Origin of the sequence: Streptomyces odontomachi, assembly GCF_024435355.1 — a bacterium.
In the GTDB taxonomy this organism is placed as follows: Bacteria; Actinomycetota; Actinomycetes; order Streptomycetales; family Streptomycetaceae; genus Streptomyces; species Streptomyces odontomachi.
Genome location: NZ_JAMJWG010000001.1, coordinates 1 through 24,217, shown reverse-complemented (window position 1 = coordinate 24,217; position 24,217 = coordinate 1). Strand labels below are relative to the sequence as shown.

Annotated in this window: 13 protein-coding genes and 2 pseudogenes; 2 read left to right on the top strand and 13 right to left on the bottom strand. The window is 67.4% G+C overall.

Features of this window, described 5'->3' with window-relative positions:
* Positions 1-229 precede the first annotated feature (229 nt).
* The 5 genes and pseudogenes from NQO67_RS00075 to NQO67_RS00055 all read right to left on the bottom strand — a co-directional run bounded on the left by NQO67_RS00075 (position 230) and on the right by NQO67_RS00055 (position 8,558).
* On the bottom strand, positions 230-1,405 hold the full coding sequence (locus tag NQO67_RS00075) for a glutathione-independent formaldehyde dehydrogenase (RefSeq protein ID WP_255945049.1): 1,176 nt from the start codon (positions 1,403-1,405) through the stop codon (positions 230-232).
* Between the two features lie 393 nt (positions 1,406-1,798).
* Positions 1,799-2,360, bottom strand: a pseudogene (locus NQO67_RS00070) (hypothetical protein); the annotation flags it as partial.
* Between the two features lie 2,161 nt (positions 2,361-4,521).
* Positions 4,522-5,286: a DUF6801 domain-containing protein gene (locus NQO67_RS00065; protein WP_255945047.1), complete on the bottom strand. Its 765-nt coding sequence runs from the start codon at positions 5,284-5,286 to the stop codon at positions 4,522-4,524.
* 69 nt (positions 5,287-5,355) lie between these two features.
* Positions 5,356-8,262, bottom strand: coding sequence for an NACHT domain-containing protein (locus NQO67_RS00060; protein ID WP_255945045.1), 2,907 nt, complete (start codon positions 8,260-8,262; stop codon positions 5,356-5,358).
* The gene (locus NQO67_RS00055; protein ID WP_255945043.1) at positions 8,259-8,558 is read right to left on the bottom strand and encodes a trypco2 family protein; all 300 of its coding nucleotides are present in this window, start codon (positions 8,556-8,558) and stop codon (positions 8,259-8,261) included. The genes NQO67_RS00060 and NQO67_RS00055 overlap by 4 nt, the downstream gene beginning before the upstream one ends.
* Before the next feature lie 503 nt (positions 8,559-9,061).
* On the opposite strand from NQO67_RS00055, the gene NQO67_RS00050 reads away from it, so the two are divergent.
* The gene (locus NQO67_RS00050; protein ID WP_255945041.1) at positions 9,062-9,460 is read left to right on the top strand and encodes an integrase core domain-containing protein; all 399 of its coding nucleotides are present in this window, start codon (positions 9,062-9,064) and stop codon (positions 9,458-9,460) included.
* Between the two features lie 120 nt (positions 9,461-9,580).
* On the opposite strand, the gene NQO67_RS00045 is transcribed toward NQO67_RS00050, so the two are convergent.
* From NQO67_RS00045 to NQO67_RS00030, 5 genes and pseudogenes are all read right to left on the bottom strand, one after another.
* A complete protein-coding gene (locus NQO67_RS00045; protein WP_255946628.1) occupies positions 9,581-11,785 on the bottom strand; it encodes a serine/threonine-protein kinase in 2,205 nt (734 codons plus the stop codon).
* A gap of 276 nt (positions 11,786-12,061) precedes the next feature.
* A pseudogene (locus tag NQO67_RS43630) lies at positions 12,062-13,456 on the bottom strand (SAV_2336 N-terminal domain-related protein); the annotation flags it as partial.
* A gap of 25 nt (positions 13,457-13,481) precedes the next feature.
* On the bottom strand, positions 13,482-14,453 hold the full coding sequence (locus NQO67_RS00040; protein ID WP_255945039.1) for an AAA family ATPase: 972 nt from the start codon (positions 14,451-14,453) through the stop codon (positions 13,482-13,484).
* Positions 14,450-16,618 carry a VMAP-C domain-containing protein gene (locus NQO67_RS00035; protein WP_255945027.1) on the bottom strand — a complete coding sequence of 723 codons (2,169 nt, stop codon included), beginning with the start codon at positions 16,616-16,618 and terminating at the stop codon, positions 14,450-14,452. The genes NQO67_RS00040 and NQO67_RS00035 overlap by 4 nt, the downstream gene beginning before the upstream one ends.
* Positions 16,619-16,621: 3 nt before the next feature.
* The gene (locus NQO67_RS00030) at positions 16,622-17,005 is read right to left on the bottom strand and encodes a CU044_2847 family protein (RefSeq protein WP_255945025.1); all 384 of its coding nucleotides are present in this window, start codon (positions 17,003-17,005) and stop codon (positions 16,622-16,624) included.
* 960 nt (positions 17,006-17,965) lie between these two features.
* Between NQO67_RS00030 and NQO67_RS00020 the strand changes: the two genes are divergently transcribed.
* Positions 17,966-19,027 (top strand): integrase core domain-containing protein, encoded by a 1,062-nt coding sequence (locus NQO67_RS00020; RefSeq protein ID WP_255945023.1) that lies wholly within the window; start codon positions 17,966-17,968, stop codon positions 19,025-19,027.
* Positions 19,028-19,290: 263 nt separating this feature from the next.
* Here the strand turns inward: NQO67_RS00020 and NQO67_RS00015 are convergent, their stop codons facing one another.
* The 3 genes from NQO67_RS00015 to NQO67_RS00005 all read right to left on the bottom strand — a co-directional run.
* Positions 19,291-21,171 carry a peptidylprolyl isomerase gene (locus NQO67_RS00015; protein WP_255945021.1) on the bottom strand — a complete coding sequence of 627 codons (1,881 nt, stop codon included), beginning with the start codon at positions 21,169-21,171 and terminating at the stop codon, positions 19,291-19,293.
* Between the two features lie 628 nt (positions 21,172-21,799).
* Positions 21,800-21,964 carry a hypothetical protein gene (locus NQO67_RS00010; RefSeq protein ID WP_255945019.1) on the bottom strand — a complete coding sequence of 55 codons (165 nt, stop codon included), beginning with the start codon at positions 21,962-21,964 and terminating at the stop codon, positions 21,800-21,802.
* A 62-nt stretch (positions 21,965-22,026) separates the two neighbouring features.
* Positions 22,027-24,217 (bottom strand): putative PEP-binding protein (locus NQO67_RS00005; protein ID WP_255945017.1); only part of this gene is annotated, 2,191 nt, incomplete at its 5' end.

Below are 24,217 nucleotides of genomic sequence, written 5' to 3'. Positions count from 1 at the left end.
GTCGCCCGTCTTCGGGCACTGCCGTACCGGGCCTCGGCCAGTACCACGGTGACCTCGTTGGTGGGGTCTTCCACCGAGTCCGCCACCGGCCCACCGCCTGGCCACTACGCTTCCAGCGATGCCTCTGACCAGGCCAGACAGCGAAACGCTGCTGGCGTACTAGCGGGCCGGACGCCGTTCGTCGGCCCGCTATGTCCGGGGAGCAGGCGGACGGCGGCCCAGAGGGTCCTTACTGGTTGTGGCCGTTGCCGTGTCCGTCGGGGTGCAGGACGACTTTGGTCCAGCCTTCGTCACGGGCGTCGAAGTGCTCGTAGGCGGTGGGGGCCTCGTCCAGGCTGAGTTCGTGGGAGACGACGAGGCTCGGCTTCGCCTTGCCGCCGGCGATCAGGTCCCGCAATACCCTGTTGTACCTCTTCACCGGTGCCTGCCCGGTGCCCATGTGCTGGCCCTTGAACCACATCATCCCGAAGTCGATCGGAACCTTGCCCTGCGCCTCCAGCTCACCCTGAGCCTCCGCGCCGCCGGGATCCTGGGGCATGAAAATGCCCACCACGCCGATGTCGCCCGTGAACCTGACCGAGTCGATCAGTCCGTTGAGCGTGAGGCTGGCGTCCTCGTGTCCCTGGGAGTCGTGCGCCTGGTAGCCGACGCACTCACAGCCGTTGTCAGCGCCCAGACCGAGGGTGGCCTCCTTGACGACCTCCGCCGCGTTCTGCTCGGCGGTGTTGATCGGGATGGCCCCGATCTCCTCCGCCTTGCGCAGCCGGTCGGGCTGGTGGTCGGCCGTCCAGACGCGGCCGGCACCCTTGAGGAGCGCGGAGTAGGTCGCCATCAGCCCGACGGGACCGGCCCCGAACACGATGGTCTGGTCGCCCGGTTTGACGTGGGCCATCTCGGTGGCGTGATAGCCGGTGGGGAAGATGTCGGCGAGCATCACGTAGTCGGTCTGCCGGTCGGCACCGTCCTCGCCCAGACGCAGCGCGTTGAAGTCGCCGTAGGGCACGCGCAGCAGCTCCGCCTGGCCGCCCTGGTAGGGGCCCATCTCGGCGAATCCGTAGGCTGCTCCCGCGAGGGCCGGTTCCGGCTGCATGGTCAGGCAGTAATTGGTCAGACCCCGCTCGCACTGCTTGCAGAAGCCACAGGCGATGTTGAAGGGCAGGACCACATACTCGCCAACCTGGACCTTGCGGACGGCCGAACCGACCTCCACCACCTGGCCCATGTTCTCATGTCCGAGGGTGCGGCCGGACTCGAACGAGGTGCGGCCCTCGTACATGTGCAGATCCGAACCGCAGATATTGGTAGAGGTGATCTTGACGATGATGTCGCAGGGGTGCTCGATCTTCGCGTCCGGTACGTCCTTCACCGTGACCGTTCGAGGTCCTTCATATATTGCCGCTTTCATGATGACTCCCCTCGGTGCCGCGGCATGACCGCAGCACGGCGATGATGAGGCGGCGCAAAAGGCCCGACTCTTGGAAGTTGCTGCGACGAGGTCTGTGGCTCCGGCACGCCTCTGCGGGCCGCTCACCCGGATCAGTGGAACGGTGGTTCCGCCGCCGGCCCGCCAGGCGGAGCTTCGGCGCTCCGGCGCCGTACCGTGCGGGTCTCCGTCGGCCCCCGACGCGAAACAACCACGCACCCATCGATCACGCCATTCAAGCGAAACTGCCTAGTTCAACGGGCGAGGGGCAGGTCTGAAGAACCGCCGTATGCAGCCCGTAGCAGCGGCACTCCGGCCAGTGGTGAGCGACCAGGCCGGCATGCATACCTCGGAACTATTTACACCGATATCGGTTCACTGCGAGAGCTGGTCACCATGGTCGTCGTGGAGTGTGTCGCGACGCTCCTGTTCGCGCTTGGAGAAGGCGGCTGCGCGAATCGCCTCCGCGCGCTCGAAGCCGGATCCCAGCGCTCCGCCCACGGTGGCGATCGAAGTAACCAGGACGATGTCCAGTACTCCGGGGCATGCAGCGGGAATCACGTCATGGACTTGAACACCCGGTCGTTAAGAATGAACAGCGCCGACACCAAGTTGATGACGATCAAGCATCCATAGCAGACGATCACCCCGATACCCACGGTCATGACTGTCGAGGCGTTGTAGAGGCTCGTCCTTTCCCCCTTCCGGCGAGGCGTCTGTTGATCGATGCCACAGGGTGCGCGTCTACGATCAGCCAGCCGGCCACGAGCGTGACAGACCCGACCATGGCGATCACGAGGCGCAAAGTGCTCAGGGCCTCGGACAGGCTCCAGATGGTGGAGTTCACGGTGGTGATGACTCCCGTGGCGCGTGCGTATGCCGCTCGAAAAGTCATCGTCGCTGGTGGCAGCAGTGAGGGCTCGTCGGCTGGCACCATATCCTGATGATCGTGTCCCTGCTGTACGAGGCGACCCGGAAGTTACTGTCCCTGCCGTCGGCGCTGCTTCGCGGCGAGGCGGCGAGGCGGCGAGGCGGCGAAAGACGCTGAACTTCTCGTGTTGAGGCACGAGAACGCGGTGCTACGCCGGCAGTTACTCTACGAGCTACGAGCCAGCCGATCGCTTCTGGTTCGCCGCCCTCGCCACCCTGACACCCCGGCGTCACTGGCGCGAGATCTTCCCGATCACGCCCGGTACCCAGCCCAGCTGGCACCCCCGATTCTTCGCCGCGAAGTGGGACCACAGCGCACGCAGGCGCACCGGCCGGCCACCCACGGCAGCAGCTATCAGGATCTTGGCCCTGCGACTGGCCGGCGAGAATCCGCGGTGGGGGCACCGGCGGAGCCAGAGCGAGATGGCTCGGCTCGGGCACCGGATCCCAGCCTCGACAGTGTGGGAGGTCCTGCACGCGGCGGCATCGACCCGGCACCGCATCGCTCCGGCCAGACCTGGCGCCATTCCCTCGACGCCCAGGCCGGGGCATGATCGCAGCAGACTTCCTCCCCATCGACACCGCGCTCGGCAGCCGCCTGTAGGAAATGGGCGTGGGCGTGATCAAGAGTGCGCCTCGGGTACCCCGGATGAATGGCCACTGCGAGCGCAGAATCGGCAGCATCCGCCGCGGGACCCTCGATCACTTCCTCCCAGTAGGCAAGCAAGTTGGCGGCCGAGACCGGCCGTCGACTCCAACACCATCCACTCGGTTCGCGGCCACCCACCTCCCGCAGCGCCACCCGGCAAGCGCGTTCAACTTCTCCATGCCCCCCACAGCCGCCACCACCGAAAACCGACATACTCAACATTCGGAATCGGACATGTGGTCAAGAATTCGCAGGGTCCCATACCGCGGAATTCGGATATAGGGCCAGCGCTCCCACCCCGCTCCCACTGGGAGCACGCATGACCAGCGGCAAGAGCGCAAGCACATACCCACAAGGCCACCCGATCGACGGAAAGCCGGGGGTCACAAAACGGGCGCTAATGTGAACGCGCACGCAAGAATCCGGGTAAGCGTGCAGCAGCCCGAGTGGGAGCAAACAGTTATAGGGACACGTGGGAGCACGCTCCCACTCCCTCGCTCCCATCTGGGAGCACGAGAAAGACAACGAGGGACCGTCGATAAACGGCCCCTCACCTGCGACTTTCGATTGTCCGAAAAGTCGGGACGACAGGATTTGAACCTGCGACCCCTTGACCCCCAGCGCTGCGGTCACTCCCTGTTACGATCCTTGAACGCTGCAGCGCGCCCTCGGCGCACTCAAGGCGACTTAGGACCGGCAACTTCAGAACTACGCACATGTAGGTGGCAACTCGCCTACTACTCGCGGATGCGCCCCCTCACTCACCACCGTACGCGTATACAGTGCGCCGCAGATGCCACCGCCCCGCGCTCCGGTTATGTTCCGGACATAGCGGCAGCGACATCTACACAACGCTCTGCATCCAACACACGCCGGAAGAGGCAATTACGCGGTCTCTAAGCGCTGCCGCAGGACATCCGGATACGTACGCGTCATACCCTTGGCGAACGTCCTTCTCGACACCCGGACGCAGCGGACCACCGGTCCGCTCGGCACCGACGCGGATCGCAGAGCGACAGCCGGCCCACGCCGCCCCGCCTCACGTCTGACACACGGCATACGGCCGGTGCCGGCTCGGGCCGGCACCGTACCCTCATCGCCTGACGATGGGCGACGCGCTGCACCAGCCGACACAGCCCCAGCAGCCGCAGGCCCCAGCCCCAAAAGACGCCGCAACCACCACGCGGGTGTCCCCGCCACGCTCGGCTCCCGAGGCACAGCAGCTGCCCCAGCAGCTGGAGAAGCTGCACGGTCCGCGTGAAGGCGTCTTCGAGCTGCCGCTGCATGTGGTCTGGTCAGGATTGCAGACCTTCGACCTCGCGGACGAAAAACTGCTCATTGGCCTCTACCGAACCGTCCTGACCATCGGTTGCGACCACGACTACACGGCCTTCCTCAACGCTCACCTGCTCCGTGCCAACTGGCCGATGCCGAATGGGGAGAGGCCATGGGCTCGGGCACCTGGAGCGCCTCACCTGTATCCGCGTACTCCTCATCGCCCAGGAATGCCAGGCCGGGCTCAGGCGCTCTGGCCGGAGCGCCGGCGGCGCAGCCACACCGTAACAACGGCGGTGGCACCAGCCGCAGCGGTGCTCGCGGACACTGGAAGCAGCCAGGCGGTGGACTGCCCGGTGTCGGCCAGCGCGTCATCGTCCTTGCCCGCGCCACCGGTCTGCGCCGCGGAGGACGGGTCGGTGCCGGACGTTCCGCTTCCCGCGGCCTTCACCTGGACAGAGGCCAGGACGTCGTTGTTGGTCTTCAGCGCGCAGGGCGCGTTCACGTTCTGGTCGCCGTTCTTCGTCACCGCGGTGGCATGCAGCGTGAAGTCCCCGGCATGCAGGGTGACCTTGCCCGGAATGGCGAAATTCTGTCCCGGTACTGTGCCTGACGCGGTCACACGCATGGAACCGGACGACGGAAGGTGACGCTCCGGGGCCGTGAGCCGCAGCGGAATGCTGCGCGTGCCGCCCGCCCCGGTGGCTTTGATGTTGGTATCCAGGGTGGCCTTGGCACTCGCCACGCCCAGCAACTTGAGAATCCTCACGGAAGTCGCGTCGACCGTCGTCTCCACGCTGATGGTCGATTTCCCGGTGGTCCGGCCTGCCTCGGCCCGGTCGGGCAACTGCGCGTGGATCACTCCCTTGATGGGCACGTCAGTACCTAGTTTGCAGGAGTACGGCAGGGTACTGGAAACGGACTGAGCCTGTGCGCTTCCCGCCCCCGCCACCCCGACGACCGCGGCCATTATGCCCGCGGCCGCGATGATTTTGACAGTTGATTTCATTCTTTCCTCCCCTGATGCCGGTGCGGGCATAGTTCTCCCCGTCTTCTCACGATAGGTGCAGCGACGCGATTACCGTCGCCTTTGGTTCCGCCGCGCATCGCGTTTTTGGCCAATTTTGTGGTGCGCGTGATAAGCGTGATTCAGGTGTTCCTGAAGTCGCACGTGCCGGAATTGGTAGACGGCTCCGGTCTGGCGTAGAACGTTGCGGTCAAGGGCGTCCTCAAGGAACGCCATCACGGCCCACGGGACCTTTCCGCGCAACGGCAGCCAGATACGCACCAGTGCCACCCACTGCCCCCAGGCGGTGAAGCTCAGCCCGTATCCGAGCCCTCCCCCGAAAGCCGCCTCAAGGCCGAAGACGAGTCCGGCCAGAAATCCCCACAGGGGCCCCCTCTGCAGGCCGGCACCCAACCCGGCGGGCACCCCCATGACCAGCATCCAGACGACCATGTGGAACAGGGTGTTCATCCGGTTGGTGGCCAGGGAACCGGACACGCTGGTGGCGGAGCGGCGGTCGACCGGCGCCAGGGCCCAGTGCGCGATGGAGAGCGCCAGCCAAGCACCGACGCCGAGCAGGCACGGAAAGACGAACGCCCCCTGAAGTCCGCCGTCGTTCGCGTCGGCGTAGCCCAGCCAGCTGACGGGCCCCCGGTCGAGCAGCACCAGTACAACGCCCGCCGACACGCCCAGTCCGAAGCCGATCCAAAACCGTGGCGCGTCGGACGTGCGACGCTTTCCGCCACTCCGGAAGAAGCCGATGGAGACGCGGGAAGGCTCCGGTGGCCCACTGCGGGACATGTATCCGTACGCGGCGCCGAAAGCTACTCCGACTGCCAGTCCGTGCAGCGATCCGACGAGAATGCCGCGCGCCACGGCGAAAGAGACGCTTGGCGAGGTGGTGACGAGATCCACGGGAATGTTCCCGATTCCCGTGGTCACTCCGAAGGCCAGCGCTGCCAGAAAACCGATCACGAGAATGCGCACGGAACGCGGCAGGATCGTGCCCAGCTCCCACCAGGCGATGTCGCGGTAGCGCCGGTCCTCCGTACTGAGACCTTCCAGGTGGGCGGCGAGGAAACCGAGCCAGCGTTCCGCGAGTTCCGGGGTCCAGTGATGGCGGCGGCGCGCCGGCAGCCTGGGGTGGGCGTTCTCGTAGACGGCGGGGACGAACGCGGCGAGCAGGTGCTCCTCCAGCTCCTCGGCGGAGTGGAACCGCGTCTCGTCGAGCATGTCCTGCGGGTCCCGGCCGGACGTCCCGTCGTAGATGGTGCGTGCCATGGTGACCATCAGCGGTGAGGACAGTGCCTGGGCGAGCTGCTCCGCGCCACGGCTGCGCGGCTGTTCGTTCAGCCGGTGCAGCACCGGCTCCCACACGGTGCTGCGCTCGCCGTCGCTGCGGACCGGGCGACTGGCGAAGTGCAGGTAGTCGGCGTAGTCCGGGACCGTCAGCGCCTCCAGTTCGATCACGGCAGCCCGGGCGAGCACGCCCCGGAGCGCCGCCCAGCCGTACTCGTCGGGACGGCTGGTGAGCATCAGCGGGAGGTCGGTGCGGCTGAGTTCCCGCAGCGCGGTCGCCTGGAGGACGGTGCCGATCTCGTCAAAGCCGTCGAGGACGGGCAGCACCAGGTCCTCGTCGAGCACCGCGAGCGCCTGGCTCCGCCCATCGTCGACGGGCGCCTCCAGGAACGGGTAGTCGCGCAGCAGCCGGCTGCGCATCCACTCCTTCAGCGAGTGCCGTAACGGGTCCCAGGAGCCCACCTGGAAGACGACGGGCACCCGGTCGCCCGGGGCGCGCTGGTGCAGCATGCTGAGGACGAAGCGGGACACGAGGACCGTCTTGCCGGCGCCGAAGCCACCCAGCACCACCAGTCGCCCGGACGGCACCGACCGGTACACGTCCACGATCTCGTCGAGCCGGCCGTCCAGCGGAAGCGGGTCGGCCAGTTCCCTGGGCGGCACGAGGGTGTCCGCGAGCGGGGTGCGGATGCCGGCCCAGTGCTCGAACACGTTGCGCCGGGTGCAGTCGAAGCGCACCTGGATGCGGAACCGGCTGGTCGCCCGCTGCCGCTGCTCCTCGCGGCGCCACTGGTCGCGCACCGCGCGCGCGAGGCTCTCGGCCACCGAGCGGGCGTCCGCGGCGCCGGGCCGCTCCGGCTGCGCGCCGCAGCCGGACGGGTGATTCCGCGGAGGCAGTTGCACGAGACCACCGGGGCGGGTGGGCAGCCCGATCAGCCTTCGGAGAGTGTCGATCCGATCGGGCGGAAGGCGGTACCAGCGCTCTGTCTTGCTCGCCGTCAGCCGGTGCAGGCCCTCGTCGTAGTGCCGGGTGACGACGCCGATGACGCACCCGCCGCTCCACACCACGGCCCCGGACATGCCTTCCCAGGGGGAACGTCCGGGTTCGGCGCGGGGCCCCGGCGAGTCGAGGGAGATCTCCAGCTCGCGGGCGATCAGGTTCGACCAGGGGGTGGTGGTGCCGCGGGCGTGGTGGGTGTCGCGGTACCAGACCGCCTTCGTCGTCTGCCCGGGCGGGGACACGGTGCCCGGGCGCAACTTGAACAGCGGAAAGCCGAGCACCTCGCAGCCCACGGGCGCCGCGACGGAGGCGTACCGCACCGGGAGGACGTCCGCCGGCCGCCAGCCGCCCGGGCCGGCCGCCGGGAGGATCTCGACCACGGCGATGTCCAGCTCGTCGTCGGCCCACACCACCCGGCCCGGGGCCTCCATGACGGTGACGTCCGACGCGCCGTCCGTCCACACCCCCCGGTCCGCCGCCGTGCCGCCCGCCGCGGGCAGGGCGCACAGCAGTACCGACTCCGCGTCGCCCACCACGTGCGCCGCGGTCAGCACCGACGTCCGGGTCATCTGGTATCCGGAGCCACGCCACCGTTCCCCCGTGCGCTGGGTGACGACGATCTGCACCAGACGGTGCGGGTCGAGTCCGGTGGCGCGGCGGCCGCCGTCGGTGAAGCTCACCGTTCATAGGGAGCGGCGGCGCCACGCACGTACGGCGGGCTGTCGGCTCCCCGGAGAGTCGGCCGCAGCGCCAGGGTGAGGCGCTGTGTGGACGTGGCCCTCGCGGCGGCGCCGGTATTCGCCTCCAGCACCCAGAACCGGGCCCGCGCGCCGGCCTCGCCGGACCGCTCGACGGCGACGGAGACCTCCAGCTCGACCGTCTCCAGCTCGAACCGGAGCGCGGCGCCTTCCGCCGCGGCCACCGCTCTTTCCAGCTCCTCGCGGAGATCCCTGATCACACTGGCCAACTCGATCATTCCGCTTCCCGCCCCCGGACCCTGCGGCACCGGACTCGGCCGTGAGTGCCGTGCCGGTGCGCCCGGCCGCACCCACGCGTACCGGCGCGCGTGGTCGGAGATGGGCCGGTCGAGTCTTCCGGACTCTGGGTGTTACCCCCTACGCGTCCACGGCAACCTTCTGTTTCACGACATAACCGGGCGGCGACGTGCAGGGCGCCGTGGCGCGTCCCCTCGGTGCCTCCCGGCCGGCGCGGAACGATCACCAAGGCGTCGCGTGCGCGGCACCGCACTCGATGTCGTCCAGAGGTTGGGAAAAATCCTGCCGCGACTGCGGGACGCACCATCGACCTGCACCGGCTCATTGGTCGGGAAGGGCGAGCCACGCTCTTCCCGACCACCCCCAGGCCGACTGGAGATTCGGTGAAAGGGCACCACCAACAACGAGGAGACGCCCGTAGCCGCAGTTGCGACAGCGACACCCGACCGGCCCCGGGATCACCCAGCAAGCACGCAACTACCTCGTGGACCTCGGCAACCACGCCCAGTCGATCAGATTCGTCATCCGAGACCACGGTGCCTACTTCACCGACACCTTCGACGCCGTCTTCCAAGCCATCGGCGTGCGGGTCATTCCGACACTGCCGCAGGTGCCCCGGATGAACGCCACTGCAGAACGCTGGATCGGATCATGCCGCCTGGAGACCACCGACCGCATCCTGATCACGGGAGAACACCACCTACGCCTCGTCGTCAACGAGTATGCCGAGCGCTACAACAGGCACAGACCCCACCGATCCCTCAGGCAGCGGGCACCGGACCGACTCACCGAGCCCGAAACTCTCACCGCCACCACCAACACCCGTATCCATCGACGCGATCGACTCGGCGGCCTCGTCCACGAATACACGCAGGTCGCATAGAGGTGACACAATTTCCGGCACCCACAGGACTTCAACCATTCGTCACCGCGGCCATGGGCAGCGGGAGAGCTGCATTTTCTCCGAAGCCCGGGAAGGGCGCACCCTGGTCGCGCCGTGCCGTCACGAACGCTCCTCTCTCTGTTCCCGAGTCTGGTCCTGTTCACGCAATGCCGCCACGCGGCGGAGCAACCCGAGGGCCTCTGGGCCTCGGTCCAGCTGTTCCAGACAGTGGGCCTCGTCGTTGAGCGCGGCGAGGGTGTCGGGGTGGTCGGCGCCGAGGGAGCGGGCGCGGGCGGCGGCGAGAGCTCGGTACTCAGGCAGGGCTTCGGTCCAGCGGCCGAGCCAACCGAGCGCGACGGCGACCTCGCGTCGGCTGACGAGGGCATCGGGGTGGTCGACGCCCAGCACTCGGGCGCGGATTGCAGCCACGTCGCGGGCCTCTGCGAGCGCCTCCTCCCAGCGTCCGAGCCGGCCGAGATTGACGCCGGCTCCGTGCCGAGCACGTAGCGTCTCGGGCCCGCCAGGTCCTTCTATCCGGATGCGGTCCTCGGTCAGAGTGCGGTAGACCTCCAAAGCCTCGGCGCTGCTGCCGAGGCGACCGAGGCTGATGCCGATTTCGTAACGCGCTGCGAGTGTATCCGGGTGGTCCGGTCCCAGGATCCGGGCCCGAGCCTCACTGATCTCACGATAAAGACGCAAGGCGTCTTCCCAGCGTTGCAAAATCCCGAGGAGGTAGGCGGTTTCGTAACGAGTTGTCAGAGTGTCCGGGTGGTCCGGTCCCAGGATCCGGGCGCGAGCCTCGGCCACCTCAGCGCCCATGTGGTACGCCTCGTCCAACCGGCCGAGGCGGCTCAGGTTGAACGCGAGGTTGTGGCGACAGCGCAGGGTGTCGGGGTGGTCGGGCCCGGCAGTGCGCTCACGGGCGGCGACGACGGCGGTGTACATCTGGTGCGCCTCGTCGTGGCGGCCGAGCTGGCCCAGCTCGAACGCAGCCTCTTGCAGGGCTGCAAGAGTGTCGGGATGGTCCTCACCAAGGACCCGAGCACGGCTGGCGGCCACCTCGGCGTACTCACGCAGAGCCTCGGAGGGGCGTCCGACGCGGCTAAGGCAGAAGGCAAGTTCATATCGGCTGACAAGAGTGTCCGGATGATCGAGGCCGAATAGACGGGCCCGTTCCACGACGACCGTGCCGTGGACTTCGGCCGCCTCCGACCAGCGGCCGAGGCGGCCCAGACGTAGTCCATCCTCATGCCGGGAGGCGAGCAGCGCAACTCGGGCGGAGAGTTGGTGTCCCGCCGCTGGGTTGGAGGCGCCGGAGCGTGTGGTTGACTGAGTGATATGGCTACCCGTATTAGCCATAGGGCCGGCGGACATACCGGCCGTCCAATGCGGAAGACCTGAGTCTCCGGCGCCGACGATGGGCACAGCAGCCACGATGCGTCCACCTTGCGGCGCAGGCGCATGATACTGCCTCCTCGGGGCACGGCCCGCGCGAATCCGGCGGGACAACTCGCCGGCGTCCTGCGGGCGGTCAGCCGGGGTTTTCGCAAGGAGGTCGAGTATGACCCGCTCCAGGTAGGCGGGCAGTCCCTCGCGGCGTCGGCGGGGCGGCTCGGGCGGTGTGTCGCGGTGTCCAATAAGCACCGCCCAAGCGTTCTGACCATCGAACGGCGGTGCTCCGGTGGCAATCTCGTACAGCACACAGCCCAGCGAGTACAGGTCACTGCGATGGTCTACCTCACCCCCGCCGACCTGCTCGGGCGACATGTAATTCGGGGTGCCCACGGCGATGCCGGAGCCGGTGAGCCGGCCTGTGAAACCTACGTCCTGCGCGAAGCGCGCGATGCCGAAGTCGCAAAGCTTCACGGTGCCATTGGACAGTCGCACGATGTTGGCAGGCTTCAGGTCGCGGTGCACGATGCCCTGATCATGGGTGTAGGCGAGGGCGGCGGCCACCTGGTCAGCGATGTCTTCGACTTCCACCACCGGCAGCTGACGCTTTTCGTGTTCCCACATGAGCTGCTGGAGGTTACGACCGTCCAGCAGCTCCATGACGATGTACAGCACGCCCTCGTCCTCGCCGAAGTCGTGCACGACGGTTACCCCGCGATGGTGCAGCGATGCGGCCACCCGTGCCTCACGGTGGAATCGCTCCAGCATCCCCCGGGCGGACGCCCGGTCCTGCTGCGGCGTCAACGGCTTGAGGCACTTGACGGCGACCACGCGGCCCAACTCCTCGTCCCGCGCCCGCCACACCTCGCCCATGCCGCCGCGCCCCAGCACCTCCAGCAACTGGTACCGACCCGCCAATAGTTTGAGTGAGATTGTCGGTGTCGGAGAGTGCAGCTGAAGCTTCTCCAAGAGGTTGCGGACGTTCTCCTTCGGCGTGGCGGGCTGTTCCTCCGGTAGGATTTCGGGCTCCTCCGGGGGCTGGGGGATCGAGGGCCCGACCCCCAGCCGGGCCAGCAGTCGGGACTCCAACCATGTGAAGGGGCGGCTTCTGTCGCTGAGCTGGTCTGGACCGTCAGGGTGGACGAGCCATGCGGGGAAATCAGGTGAGCGGCCGACCAGGTGGCCGAGCTGGCTCATCGTGGTCCGGATGGTGCGCAGAAGTTCGTGCCCAGGCACCGTCCCCAGCAGGACCGGTCGGGCCTCTTCGTCGAAGTCGAAGAGGCGGTGCCGGGCCGGACGGACAGGACCAGCCTCGTCAGCACGCCGCATCAGCCCGCCGAGCAGGACCTCTGCGAGGTGTCCGACGTCAGTCGGCGGGCCCAGTGCTGCCTGCATCAGACGCATGACGGGCACCGGTGTCGGTGCAATGGCCGCAAGATGAGCTGCCAGCCGATAGGCTTCCGGTGACGCCGCGTGGCGGAACCGGAGCACGGCTTCCTTTGTATCGGCCTGGCGTGTGTCGGCGTAAGAACGTGACGGAGGCCTTGCGCCGTCCGCCAGCAGCGAGAGCACGGTCGTGGTGCCAGGCGAGGCGATCAGGCGAGCCCAGTGACCCACCGCGGCGGGCTCGGGTGCCACTACAGGCACCGGGACGCTCTCGAAGGCCACCACATGGGGAGGCAACGTCGGGTCAGCCACTCGCCAGGCGCTGGTCGACCCGCCCCTGCGCCGCGTGGTCACCTGCCATTGCTGTGTCTGGATGCCCGATCCCTTCCACAGGCGGGTGGGCAGGGCGTGGACGTTCGCGGTGGGCCCCCGCAGTGCCCAGGTTCGGAGCGTCTTGTGCATGCGTCCGTCCTGCCAGGCCGCACCGACACCGTCGCTCACGACAAGGACGAGTGTGTCTCCTGTGGGGTCACTCACTACGGAAGGGGGAAGAACCGCGTCACCTTCGCTGTAGGGGCGTTTGCGTAGTCTGGGGGCCGCCATGCTCCGGCTGTCCAGACCATACACGCGCAGGCCGCGGAACGCTCCGCTGTGCTCGAATAGGGCTCGCAGCTCGGCAGCCAGACGCTGCCAGAGCAGCATGGAGACGCCATCGTCCACGAGCAGGACGAGAGAGAGCCATCGGGTGCGCGCGGGGCGCAGCACGAGGTCGGGCACTCCCGTCTCAGCCATGGCTGTGACGGTCCGGCCCTCGTCGAGTTCCAATTTGTGGAGGTCGGGCAGTTCCTGCTTGAGCGGACGCAGCGCTCTACCCAGCCGGAGCTCGTACGCCCCGAGGGACTTGCCCTCGGGTACCCGCACGGACATGGCATTTTGTTGCGCACGATCCCGCCCATCAGTACCCGTGGCGTCATGTAGACCGGAAGCGTGCAGCGACTCGCCGGGCTGCTGGGAATCTTCCGATTCTGGATGCCGGAGCGTCCGGCCACCGTCCACTGAGGAAGACGGATCCTCATCGTCGCGGACCTTGTGTGCAGAGCGCAACCGTTGCAGAGCCCGCGCCACGGGCGCCTCGTTGTGTACTGGCAGGCGCCTGGCCAGCCAGAGGACGTCGAGCAGTTCTTCGTCGGAGAGGTCGACTCCGCAGTCGGCCAGCACGCGCCGCAGACGCCCCGGCACGTTGCTACACCATCCTGCCGAGCCGGTGTAGTACCGCGTCCAGGAGCCCGCTCACTTCCAGATCGACTCCGCCCTTGCGAAGGAAGACCGCGTTCAGAAGCTGGTCGGTGGCCAGCTCACCCGGTGCGCGCCGGCCCAGGAACTCTCGCACCAGGTCGTCGATGTCCGCCAGGGCCGCGGTTCCCAGATGAGCCTCGACGATGTCACGCAGTCGCTCCTCGTTCGGCTCGGGCAGATCGAGCCGGATGCAGCGACGAAGGAACGCCGGAGGGAATTCCCGCTCTCCGTTGCTGGTGATGATCACAACGGGAAACTCAGCACAACGTACCCGGCCTCGTACTACCGGAATCCGGTCGTCCGGGTCGTCGGTCAGCACCTCGACAGTGGACTCGTCCTCCGGCAGCCTGGCGAGTTCCGGCACTTCGAACTGGCCCTCTTCGAAGACGGTCAGCAGGTCGTTGGGAAGATCCACATCTCCCTTGTCCAGCTCGTCGACGAGTAGCACTCTGGGCCGGTTACTGGGTACCAGCGCGGTGCCCAAGGGCCCCAGTCGCACGTAGTTGCCGATTCCCGGCTCCGTCTGTTGCCGGCCTCGGCGCAGGTTCGCCTCACGCAACCGGCCGACTGCGTCGTACCGGTACAGGGCGTCCTGCAGGGCTGAGCGACTGTTGATCGGCCAGTGCAGAACCGGGCCGATATCCAGTTCGTGAGCGATGGCGTGTGCCAGGGAGGACTTGCCGGTACCCGGGAAGCCCGTCACCAGGAGAGGCCGGCGCAAGTGGAGGGCGGCGTTCACCACATCGACTTCGGCTGCGCCGATGAGGTAGGGCGCCGGCCGGGGGCCGCTTTCGCGGGATGAGGTGAAGCGGCGCCACGAGGGGGCTTCGGGAAAGCTCACATGGCGTGTCCTGCCGTCACCACGGAACAGCCGCCAATCGTCGTCTGAGGTGTCCGTTGGGATGTCTGTCGCCGTCACGTGGGGGTTCTTCCTTCTAGAGGGTCCAGCAGTCGCAGCCCGCCCGGGGGTGCCGAGGCCGGTTCCTCCCACACCAGCGATGGCCGGGCCTCATGCTGGAAGGAGTCGTCGCAGGCCTGTCCCCTGAAACATCGGACGCGCTCGGGCAGATCGCGCAGGGATCCGGTGGGCTGCACCGCATCGAGCCGGTCAGCATGGTCGTACGTTTCGGCCGCACGGTCCCACAACACCACCGGGACGCCCAGCGCGAGGCACAGTTCGAGCAGTCGTGTGCGCTCGGCGCGTGTCCCGTGCAGAACGACCTGAGCCGTATCGCGGTGACTGTGCTGCAGCTGGAGGGCGAGCCGCTCGGGCGTGAAGTCGCGGTCGACGATGAGCGGTGTTCCGTCCCCGCTCGTCCACCGCCGGTGCTGCTCCCCCTGCCGGGTGCGCACCAGTTCACTCATCTCCGGGCAGCTGAGCGTGAGCTGGAAGGCGACACCGATCGGCAGGCCCGGAACAAACGTGTTCTGCGGCCCCGGATTCCACTCGTCGACGGGCAGGTGCAGCCAGGCCCGGTTCACCACGACGTCGACACGCGGAACCGGGTCCGGCTGATCCGACTCCGCCCGAATGCCGTCGATCGTCTCCCGCAGCAGCATCGCCACCTCCTCGGCCGTGATCGGCGCGCCCTCCGAGGAAGGCAGCGGGGTCGGCGGGCTGCCCCGGCGAAGAAGCCACAGTTTGCAACGGAACCGGTCATCCGGATCGTGGTGGTCGCGGTACAGCTCCATCTGTACGCGGAAGGCCAGCGCGGGCCGGTGTGACGCCCAACGGTCTGCGTCTGTCCGACGCTGTGCAAGTGCCGAAGGGTGAATGCCGAGCCGGCCGGCAACCCGCCCGCTCCATTCTCTCAACCCGGCCCTTTCGTGACCGCCCACGGCTGCGGCGACACACTCGACGAGATACAGCAAGGCAGGCACCTGTGGTGTGTCGGCCGGCACCGGGCCGCTGTCCGTCGTAACCTCCAACGCCGCCACTGCAGGTGCGATGTCGGAAACGGAGATCCGGGCCGCGTGCAGAACCTCGGGCAGCGGAGTGAAGCGCAGGACTTCACGCGCCGCCCGCGGAATGAGCACGGGATCCCTTTCGCCGATATCCCGCAACGCGGTCAGAAGTCTTTGATGCTCACTCACCGACAGGAGCGAAGCAACCCCCCAAACCCTGGCGCGTACGAGAAGACGGTTCAGCGCTGCCCGAGCCGTCTCGTCCGCCAGGCCCGGTGCCAGGGACTCGCTCAGGGTTGCCAGCGCCCGGCGGTGCGTCGTCAATAGGGTCGCAAGCTCCAGGACCGACGGCACCGAATTGTCGTCGGGGACTGCATAACCCAGGTGCCGGGCCAGCACACGGGCATGGTCCGCACGCACGGCGGGGTCCGCGAGCAGCGTCCACAACAGAGGTAGCAGCTCCTCCTCGGCCCCCGATGCTGCTGTCGAAGGGCGGTTCGAGAAGTCCCGGAGTAAGTCTGGTACCCCGGCCCTGACCAGCTCCTTGCGCACCGCCTGCCACGGCATGGCGCGGCTGCGTCGCACCGTCTGCTGGCCGCCAAAGGTACCTCCGTTCGGCAGAACGTGCGCCACCACCAAGCCCACGACGACGGCATGGTCTCGCGACCACAAAGGGCCACCGCTGTAACCCGGCCCGATAGCAGCGCCACTCAGTGACGCATCAAGGTAGGCCACCTGCCCATCGCACAGTTTCACCTCGGTGTCGGCGTAGGTGATGCGCTGCCCGCTGCCGTGCCAGGCGCGCAACGACTGCCCTTCGACCATCTCGCTCCAGCTGATGGGAGTGAGCCATTCCGGAGCGACTCCGGTGAGTTCTAGGACAGCCAGATCTCCACCGGGTGAGGGAGAGCCGTTGTTCGGCGGTATCCACAACGACACCCGGGCGGTGCGCTGCTGAGGTGCCTCCTGACCATGGTGAAACATAAGGACGATATCCATGGCGGGCGGACGTTCCGCGCTGAGAAGCTCGGCCCGTCCCAACGCGTCATTTACCACATGGGCGCACGTGAGAACCCTGTTGCGAGAGATGAGAGCGGCGGCTCCCGCAGCCCTGGGCCCTCGATGTCGCAGCACGGAGACAACAGGGGTCGGAGTGTCGCCTGACCGGAACCATCCCATTAGTCAGCCCTGCGATCGATCCGTCCGCCACGTCGCCGAGACGGTCAGTGCGGCCTGGCCGTGGGCGCCCACGATGCCGATCTTCAGATCCTGGCCGAGTTGGACGCCGAACTGAACGCTGATCTCGTCTGGTGGCTCATGAATGGTGGTGATCGAATCGTGAACCTCTTGGAGGAGAGGCCCGAGCGGGCTGAGGACAGTCCGCACCGTGTCCCTGGCGAGAGTGGCCATCCGTCCCTGGGCGGCACTCACCGGCGCCTCCCTGCCAAACTCTTCCGGCAGGTCCGTCCCTCCGGCCGCGCAGTCCTCCATCGGTTCGCCGACTGAGGCCAACTCCATCCGGACAACTGCGCCGTCATTGAGGGTCAATTCCGTGTAAGCGGGCACGTCAGTATTGTGCCGATCTTGACTGCGACAAGGCAGAGATGTGCCGGATTTGGTCCGGACATCCCCCACTCTGGCCGAAACTGAACGGTCAACACGAAGGGTGTACCGGCGAGCTTGCTCATCAACCAGCAGGAAGAGCCAACCGAGCTTGATTAGCACGAGTGGTGGTCTCAATGACAAAATCCGCCATCACCCTTGAGCAGACGAAGAAGGCCTCCCTCCCACCGAAGGTCACGGCAGGCCAGATTGATCTGGTAAACTAGGGGATCACCGTGTGCGATACCGCTAGGTCAATCCGTGCTGGTGAAAGAGCCTGGCTGAACAATGGGGTCCCCAAGAGGGCTGATCGACCGTTTGCGCCAGCTCAACTCCGGCACGGCGTTCGGTCGTGTTACTACACTTGATCTATCTGGCGGTCACGAACGCTTTCGCCGTGCTGCGGCTGTTGCCGATGAGCGATCGGGACAAGGATGTGGAGATCTTCGCTCTACGGCACCAGCTCGCAGTCCTTGCACGGCAGCTCGGTACCGCCCGGCCGTACTTCACACCCGAAGACCGCGCGTTCCTCGCCGCCGTACTCCACCGTCTGCCCAGACAAACCCTGCACAGGACGCGACTGCTGGCTCCCCGTGCTGCCCTGGCACCGCGCCCTCGTAAAGCGTCATCATGCAGCCCGCTCACGCCCCGAACGCACCGGACGACCAAGGACCGTGCGCTCCATCCGGCTTCTGGCCCTGCGGCTCGCGAAAGAGAACCCGAACCGGAGCTACCGACGGACCCACGGCGAACTCGCCACTCTCGGCATCAGCTTCGCAGCTCCCACCATCGGAGAGACCCTGCGCGCCGCCGGAATCGATCCTGCTCCGCAGCGCTCCACCACCTGTACCGCTCCAGAACTCATCACAGTGGTGCTGACCTGTGATTTGAGTGGGTGGCCGGGTTGCGGGAAGATCCGGATCTGTGCTGTTTCGTTTCTTGTATCTGATCACGATCCGAGTTTTCGGCTGGATGATGCTGCTGGCGCGTAGCCAGGCGTCGAGAGACGCGGAGCTCATGGTGCTGCGGCATGAGGTGGCGGTGTTGCGGCGGCAGGTCGATCGCCCGAAGCCGGACTGGTCCGACCGGGCGATCCTGTCGTCTTTGGCCCGGGTGCTGCCTACAGCGCTGCGATCCCACCGGCTGGTGACGCCGGGCACGTTGCTGGCCTGGCATCGTCGGCTGGTCACGCGTACGTGGACCTACCCGCACAGGCCTGGCCGCCGTGGAGTCAGCCGGGACGTTCAGGACCTCGTGTGCCGGCTGGCGCGGGAGAATCCGCGTTGGGGATACCGCAGAGTGCACGGTGAACTGGTCGGCCTCGGGTACAGGGTCAGCGAGTCCACCGTGCGACGGATCCTGCGAGCCCGGCAGCATGGCGCCGCCCCGCGGGCACAGGACACCTCCTGGCGCACATTCCTGCGCACTCAGGCCGAAGGACTGCTGGCCTGCGACTTTTTCCACGTCGACACGGTCCTGCTGAAACGGCTGTACGTGCTGTTCGTCATGGAGGTGAGAACCCGGCGCGTACACATACTGGGCGTGACCGCCAACCCGAGTGGAACGTGGACCGCTCAGCAAGCCCGGAACCTTGCCATGAGCCTCGGAGACCGGATCGGCTCCTTCAGCTTCCTCATCCGCGACCGAGACACCAAGTTCACTGACGCCTTCGACGAGGTCCTCACCGACGAAGGCATCAAAGTAGTCAAGACTCCCCCGCGCACACCACGAGCGAACTGCTATGCCGAGCGGTGGGTGCGCACCGTACGGGCCGAGTGCACCGACCGGATGCTGATCTACAACAGCCAACACCTGCAGTCAGTGCTCAGCCAGTACACCGACCACTACAACCAACACAGACCACACCAGTCCCGCAGACAACGACCCCCCATCTTCGACGAGCTTCGGAACAGGTCGCTGGAGGCGCCGATCCGCAGACGAAAAGTGCTCGGCGGCATGATCAACGAGTATCACAGGGCAGCGTAGGGATCTAACGAAACCCCAGGTCAGCCCACAACGAGGAATTTTGGAGCGCTACAGGTTCCCGAACCGATCAACGATCCGGAGCGAATCAACCGTCTGGACATACGCCGCCGAGACCGCCTCGACGGAGTAATCCACGAGTACCAGCACGCAGCCTGACCTGCACGGATGAAATATTCGGCAGGCGCAGTGTCACGCGGTCGGGTGCCGCGGGGCGGCGCGTGTGAGCGGAGCGGCTCGGTTCTGTGGCGAAGAAGGCACGGCGGTTACGGGCCGTCGGTCCCACAGACGCCGGACGTGAGGGAGGCGGCTGGGGGCGTGGCGTCGAAGGCCGGACGCTGTACGGGCTCGGGGGCGGGCGCAGTGGTGAACACAGTGACGGACTCCAGCCGGACCGGCTCTGGCTCCTCCGCGATGCGCAGCGCCCTCGCACGCGAGGCCTCGTGGGTGATCTCGCCGAACTGGGCGTAGTTGCCGTCGAGATGCGGCGCCGGGGTCAGGGTGATGAAGAACTGCGAGCCGGCACTGCTCGGCCCGAAGTTTGCCATGGCCACGAGGAAGGGGCGGTCGAAGCTGAGGGTCTTGGATATCTCGTCCGGAATCCGGTACCCGGGCCCGTTCGCACCGGTGCCGCTGCGGTCTCCGGCCTGGATGACGAACCCGGGGACCCGGCGATGGAAGGAGGTTCCCTCGTAGAAGAGGCCGACGCCGGGCAGATTCGTCAGGGGGTCCTTCCACGGGCGCTGCCCTCGGGCCAGACGGACGAAGTTGTCGACGGTGTACGGCGCGGTGTCGGGCCACAGATCCAGTCGGAGTTCGCCCGCGGACGTCCGGAGGATCGCGCGGACCGACTCGAAGCGTGTCAGCGGGAGTTTCGTCTTCTTCGAGCGCTGCTGTCGGCGTGAACGCGTCGCGACCGGGTCGGCGAGTGGCGGGGTGTCCTCCTCCCGCCGCAGGCCGGCCTCCTCCTCACGGCTGCCGCACCCCAGCGTCCCGGGCTCCGTGTCCAGCACGTGGATGCGGTAGGTCCGCAGGGACATGGCGTCCTTGGCCGTCTGCTCGCCGGCCTGCGACTGGGTGTACGGGCTTGGTGGTGACAGGGCGGCGGAACCCAGCCATCGCGGGTCGTGCTGCACGAGTTTCGCCTCGTCGTGTGCACGCCAGCGCCTGCGCACCGCGGGAGAAGCGTGCTCGGCGAGGAAGCCGAGTTCGCCGGCTGCCTGCGCGTCGAGCACCTGGAGGACGCGGCCGGTGTCGAAGAACTTGTCGAAAAGCGGGCCGTTGTTGTGCTGCATGGTGAAGCACTGGTCGATGAGGACGGCGGGCGAGATCTCACGGAGGACATAGCGGCGAAGGGTGGCGGCCACGGGCGCCCACGCCTGGCCGCCGAACTCGCCGCCGGGGCCGTCGAACGCGGCCTCGGCGAGTTCCAGGGCGCGGCTTCCGCCGAGTTCCGCGCGCCCCTCGACCCACGCGATTTCGCTGCGCTGTTCGGAGACCAGCGCGAGAAATGCCGCCATGGGGTCGTTTCCGCCGCCGTGCGCGCGTTCGTAGTGGCAGAGTTCCATGCCGATGATGAGGTCCAACTGCGCGGCGAGATACTGGGCAAGCCGTGGCGTCCACGATGCGAGTTCCCGCCGCGCACCGTCGTCTCCCTCGGCGGTGAGCCATTCCAGAAGGTAGAAGTCGGCCGCCAGGGACGAGGCGTCGACCTCGTCCACATACCAGCGCGGCTGCCAGCCGCCGATCTCCCGCGCCATCGCGTCGAGTGCGGTGTCCCTGGGCAGCAGGCCGTCCAGATAGGGGCGCCACTGCCGGGCGGCGGCGCAGAAGAGACGCGGATACCGCCATGCCGTGCCGAGGACGTCGACGCCGGGCCGGCGCGTTCTTCCGCTGCTGTCGACCAGCTCACCGGCCGTGATCTCCACCAGGATCTTCGCGAGTACGGCGCGCAGCCTGCGCGTGTACGGATCAGTGCCGGGGAGCCTGCGTGCAAGGTCAGCCACCAGGCCGTGGCCTTGGGTTACCCGGGCAAGCAACGCCCAGCCGAGCAGCGTCAGCACACCGTCCGCGAACGCGGCTCCGGTGAATCTGCGGCAGTCGATGTAGGCGCAGACGGGCCCGCCGGCGTCCGACAGAAATCCCACGCCCGGCGATGTCGGTGCGAACGGGACGAGATATACCGGAAAAGGTTCGGGGGGCGGAGAGGTGCCGAGGGCGGTGTGCAGACGGGCGGCAACACCGTTCACCTCGCATTGTTTCTCGAATTCCGCGATGGTTGTATTTCTGCGCTCCACCCATTCCGCCAGGGGGTCCCGTATATGAGATTCCGCTGAGTTCAGTGCTTCTGCCACTGCTTCGGCACCCGGTCTGAGTTCCTCGGATGCGAGTTTCGGAATGTCTCCGACGGTTTCCGACTCTGGGATGAAGGAGGGTAGTGTGGTGACTCCCCGGGCGCGCCAGGAGCGAATACCGTCGCGGAATCCTTGAATTCTTGCCTCAACCGGGCGTGGAATCAGGCAGCGTTCCCATGGCCACCTTCCCATGAGGTCGCGATGCACTGCGAGGAATCGATCAAGAGTCGCGCTCTGAACACATCTCACAGTCCTGTCGCCAGCCATTCAGAAATACCTCTCGAGAGGCATGGAAGCGGATCCCACCCGGGCTGCCGCCCACTCGGATCCAGCACCACAAGTCCCTGCGCACAAGATAGTCAATCGCCGCCCGGTATCGGTGCCCGCGCAGCGATTGACCTGATTTCGCACTGATCCTGATTCAGCCGTTGCGTACTGTATTGGTACGACATCCCAGCAGGTAGAGACGGTCATCCAGAGCCGCTGCCTCTTCCGGCTCAAGAGGTGAGAACTCCAGTTCTTCGATGTCCTGCCGGCTTTCCGGCGGGAGGCCCGATTCGCCGTGGGCCGGTCCTGTATTATCCATGGAGTCATCATAGAGTGACATATGGCTGAGCGGAAGAGTGTGGCACCTGTACGGGGAATTTTTTATGTAATTGATCGTTCCGCTTTGCGGTCGGTCTTCCCGGCGCGGATCACGGCGAACCGGGTCGCCGATATCCGCCCCGGAGAGCACGAGAGATAATCGACGCCGATACCTGCCAGGAATCTGGCGGCGGCGCTCTCACCCGCCTGCTCTCCGCACACCCCTATGGGTATCTCGGGCTTGACTTCTCGCGCCCTCTCCACCGCGCATCGGAGCAATTCCCCCACACCGTCCTCCAGCAGCTCGCAGAACGGTGAATCAGACATCATTCCGAGCTCCTGGTACAGCGGGATCACCTCGCGTTCCGCGTCGTCGCGCGACAGTCCCCAGGTGAGTGCGGTCAGATCGTTCGTCCCGAGGGAGAGGAAGTCCGCGCTTCCGGCGAGCTTTCCAGCGAGCAGGGCGGCCCTCGGCGTCTCCACCATGGCGCCCACCGGGAGCGCGATGTCACCGGCCGCGCCCAATTGCGCTCGCGCCTCCGCCACGAGCCCGCGGACGGCGCGGATCTCACCCGGCATGGCAACCATCGGAATGAGTAGTTCCGGACGTGGGTCGGCGCCCTGGGCGCGTAGCAGGGCGGCTGCCTCCAGTAGCGCGCGTACCTGCGCAACGGCCAGCTCCGGCGCGGTGAGTGCCAGGCGGACACCCCGGACCCCGAGCATCGGGTTGTGCTCGTGCAACGCGCGGACGGTGCGGAGCAGTTCGGTCGCCTCGGCGCCGTCGCCCCCGGCCTGTTCCCGGTATGCGCGCACGGCGAGGTCCGGCAGGTCGGGCAGGAACTCGTGGCGCGGTGGGTCCAGTAGACGTACCGCGACGGGAAGTCCGTCCGCCGCGCGCAGTACGTGGGCGAACTCGTCCCGCAGCACGCGGGCGAGTGCCGCCATGTCCTCCCTCGAGCCAGGCCCTCTTGAGTGCAGTAGCACGCGTTCGAGCAGTGCCTTGCGCTCCCCGAGGAACATATGTTCCACCCGGCACAGACCGACGCCGCGGGCGCCGCCGCGTATGCCACGCTCCGTGTCGTCGGCGCTGTCGGCGTTGACGCGCAGCTCGAGGGAGCCCTGGGCGGTGGCCGACCGTACCAGCCAGTTCAGGTCCTCCTGGGCTTCGCAGTACGCCCCGCTCGGTGCTGCCGCGCCGAAGTGGACCGTGCCGGCGGTGCCGTTCACGGTGATCCAGGTACCGGCCGGGACCCGGCGCCCGTCGGCGAGGACGAGGGTTCGCGCGGCGCGGTCGACCGAGCAGTCGCGGAGCGCAGTGACGCAGGGGATGCCCAGGCTCCGCGTCACCACGGCGGCATGTGCGGTGCGCCCACCTCGTTCGGTGACCACGGCGCACGACGCGAGCAGTCCGTCAAGATCCTCCGGGCGTGACTCGACGAGCACCAGGACGGCGGGGCGCCCGGCGGCCTGCTCCGCGACGGCGTCGGCCGGGTCGAAGACCGACACACCGCCGGCCACTCCGGGCGACACCCCCAGTCCCCGGGCGGCGAGCGGCATCCCCGCCGTGGTCACGGGCGCCGCCGCCACCTCGGTGAACATGGTCTCGCCGATGAGGCCTACGGCGCTGTCCGCGGTGAGGGTGCGAGCACGCACCAGTGACGCAAGCGCCCGAACCAGCGCGGGGCCCACGAGGGGTGCCTCGTTGACCGACATGATCCACAAACGGCCCGGCTCCACCGTGAACGCGACGCGCACCGGGAACCGGCGCCGCTCAGCCTCCTCGCCCACCACGGCGGCGAGTTGACCTGCCCACGGCTGGTGAGGCGCGTCGGTGTCCAGGTCCTGCCCGCCGTCCGCAAGGAACTCGGCGCCGGCCGCGCCGACCCGATAGCCGCCGTGCAGCCCGGCGGCGCCCGTGGCCGGGTCGCAGGAGTAGGCGATGCCCGAGCCGCGTCCGGGACCGAAGGCCACCGGCATGGGTGCCAGCAGCAGCCGATGTCCCGCGTCGGGGCGTCTCAGTCCCCGCGCCACGGCGAGGACGTGCTCCTGTGCGACGGACGACGGATCGTCGCCGCCCGGCGCCGGCGGTTCGGGCCGCTCGACCAAGTGCGCGATGACGGACTCGGGAACATGTTCGCCGAGCCAGTCCTCGGTCTCCTTCGTCAGACCGAGGTAGCCGAAGTGGTCGAGTCGTGGATACGGGTGGTGCGCCCCGACCACCTCCAGCGACAGGAACAGCGGGTCGTCCCGGTCG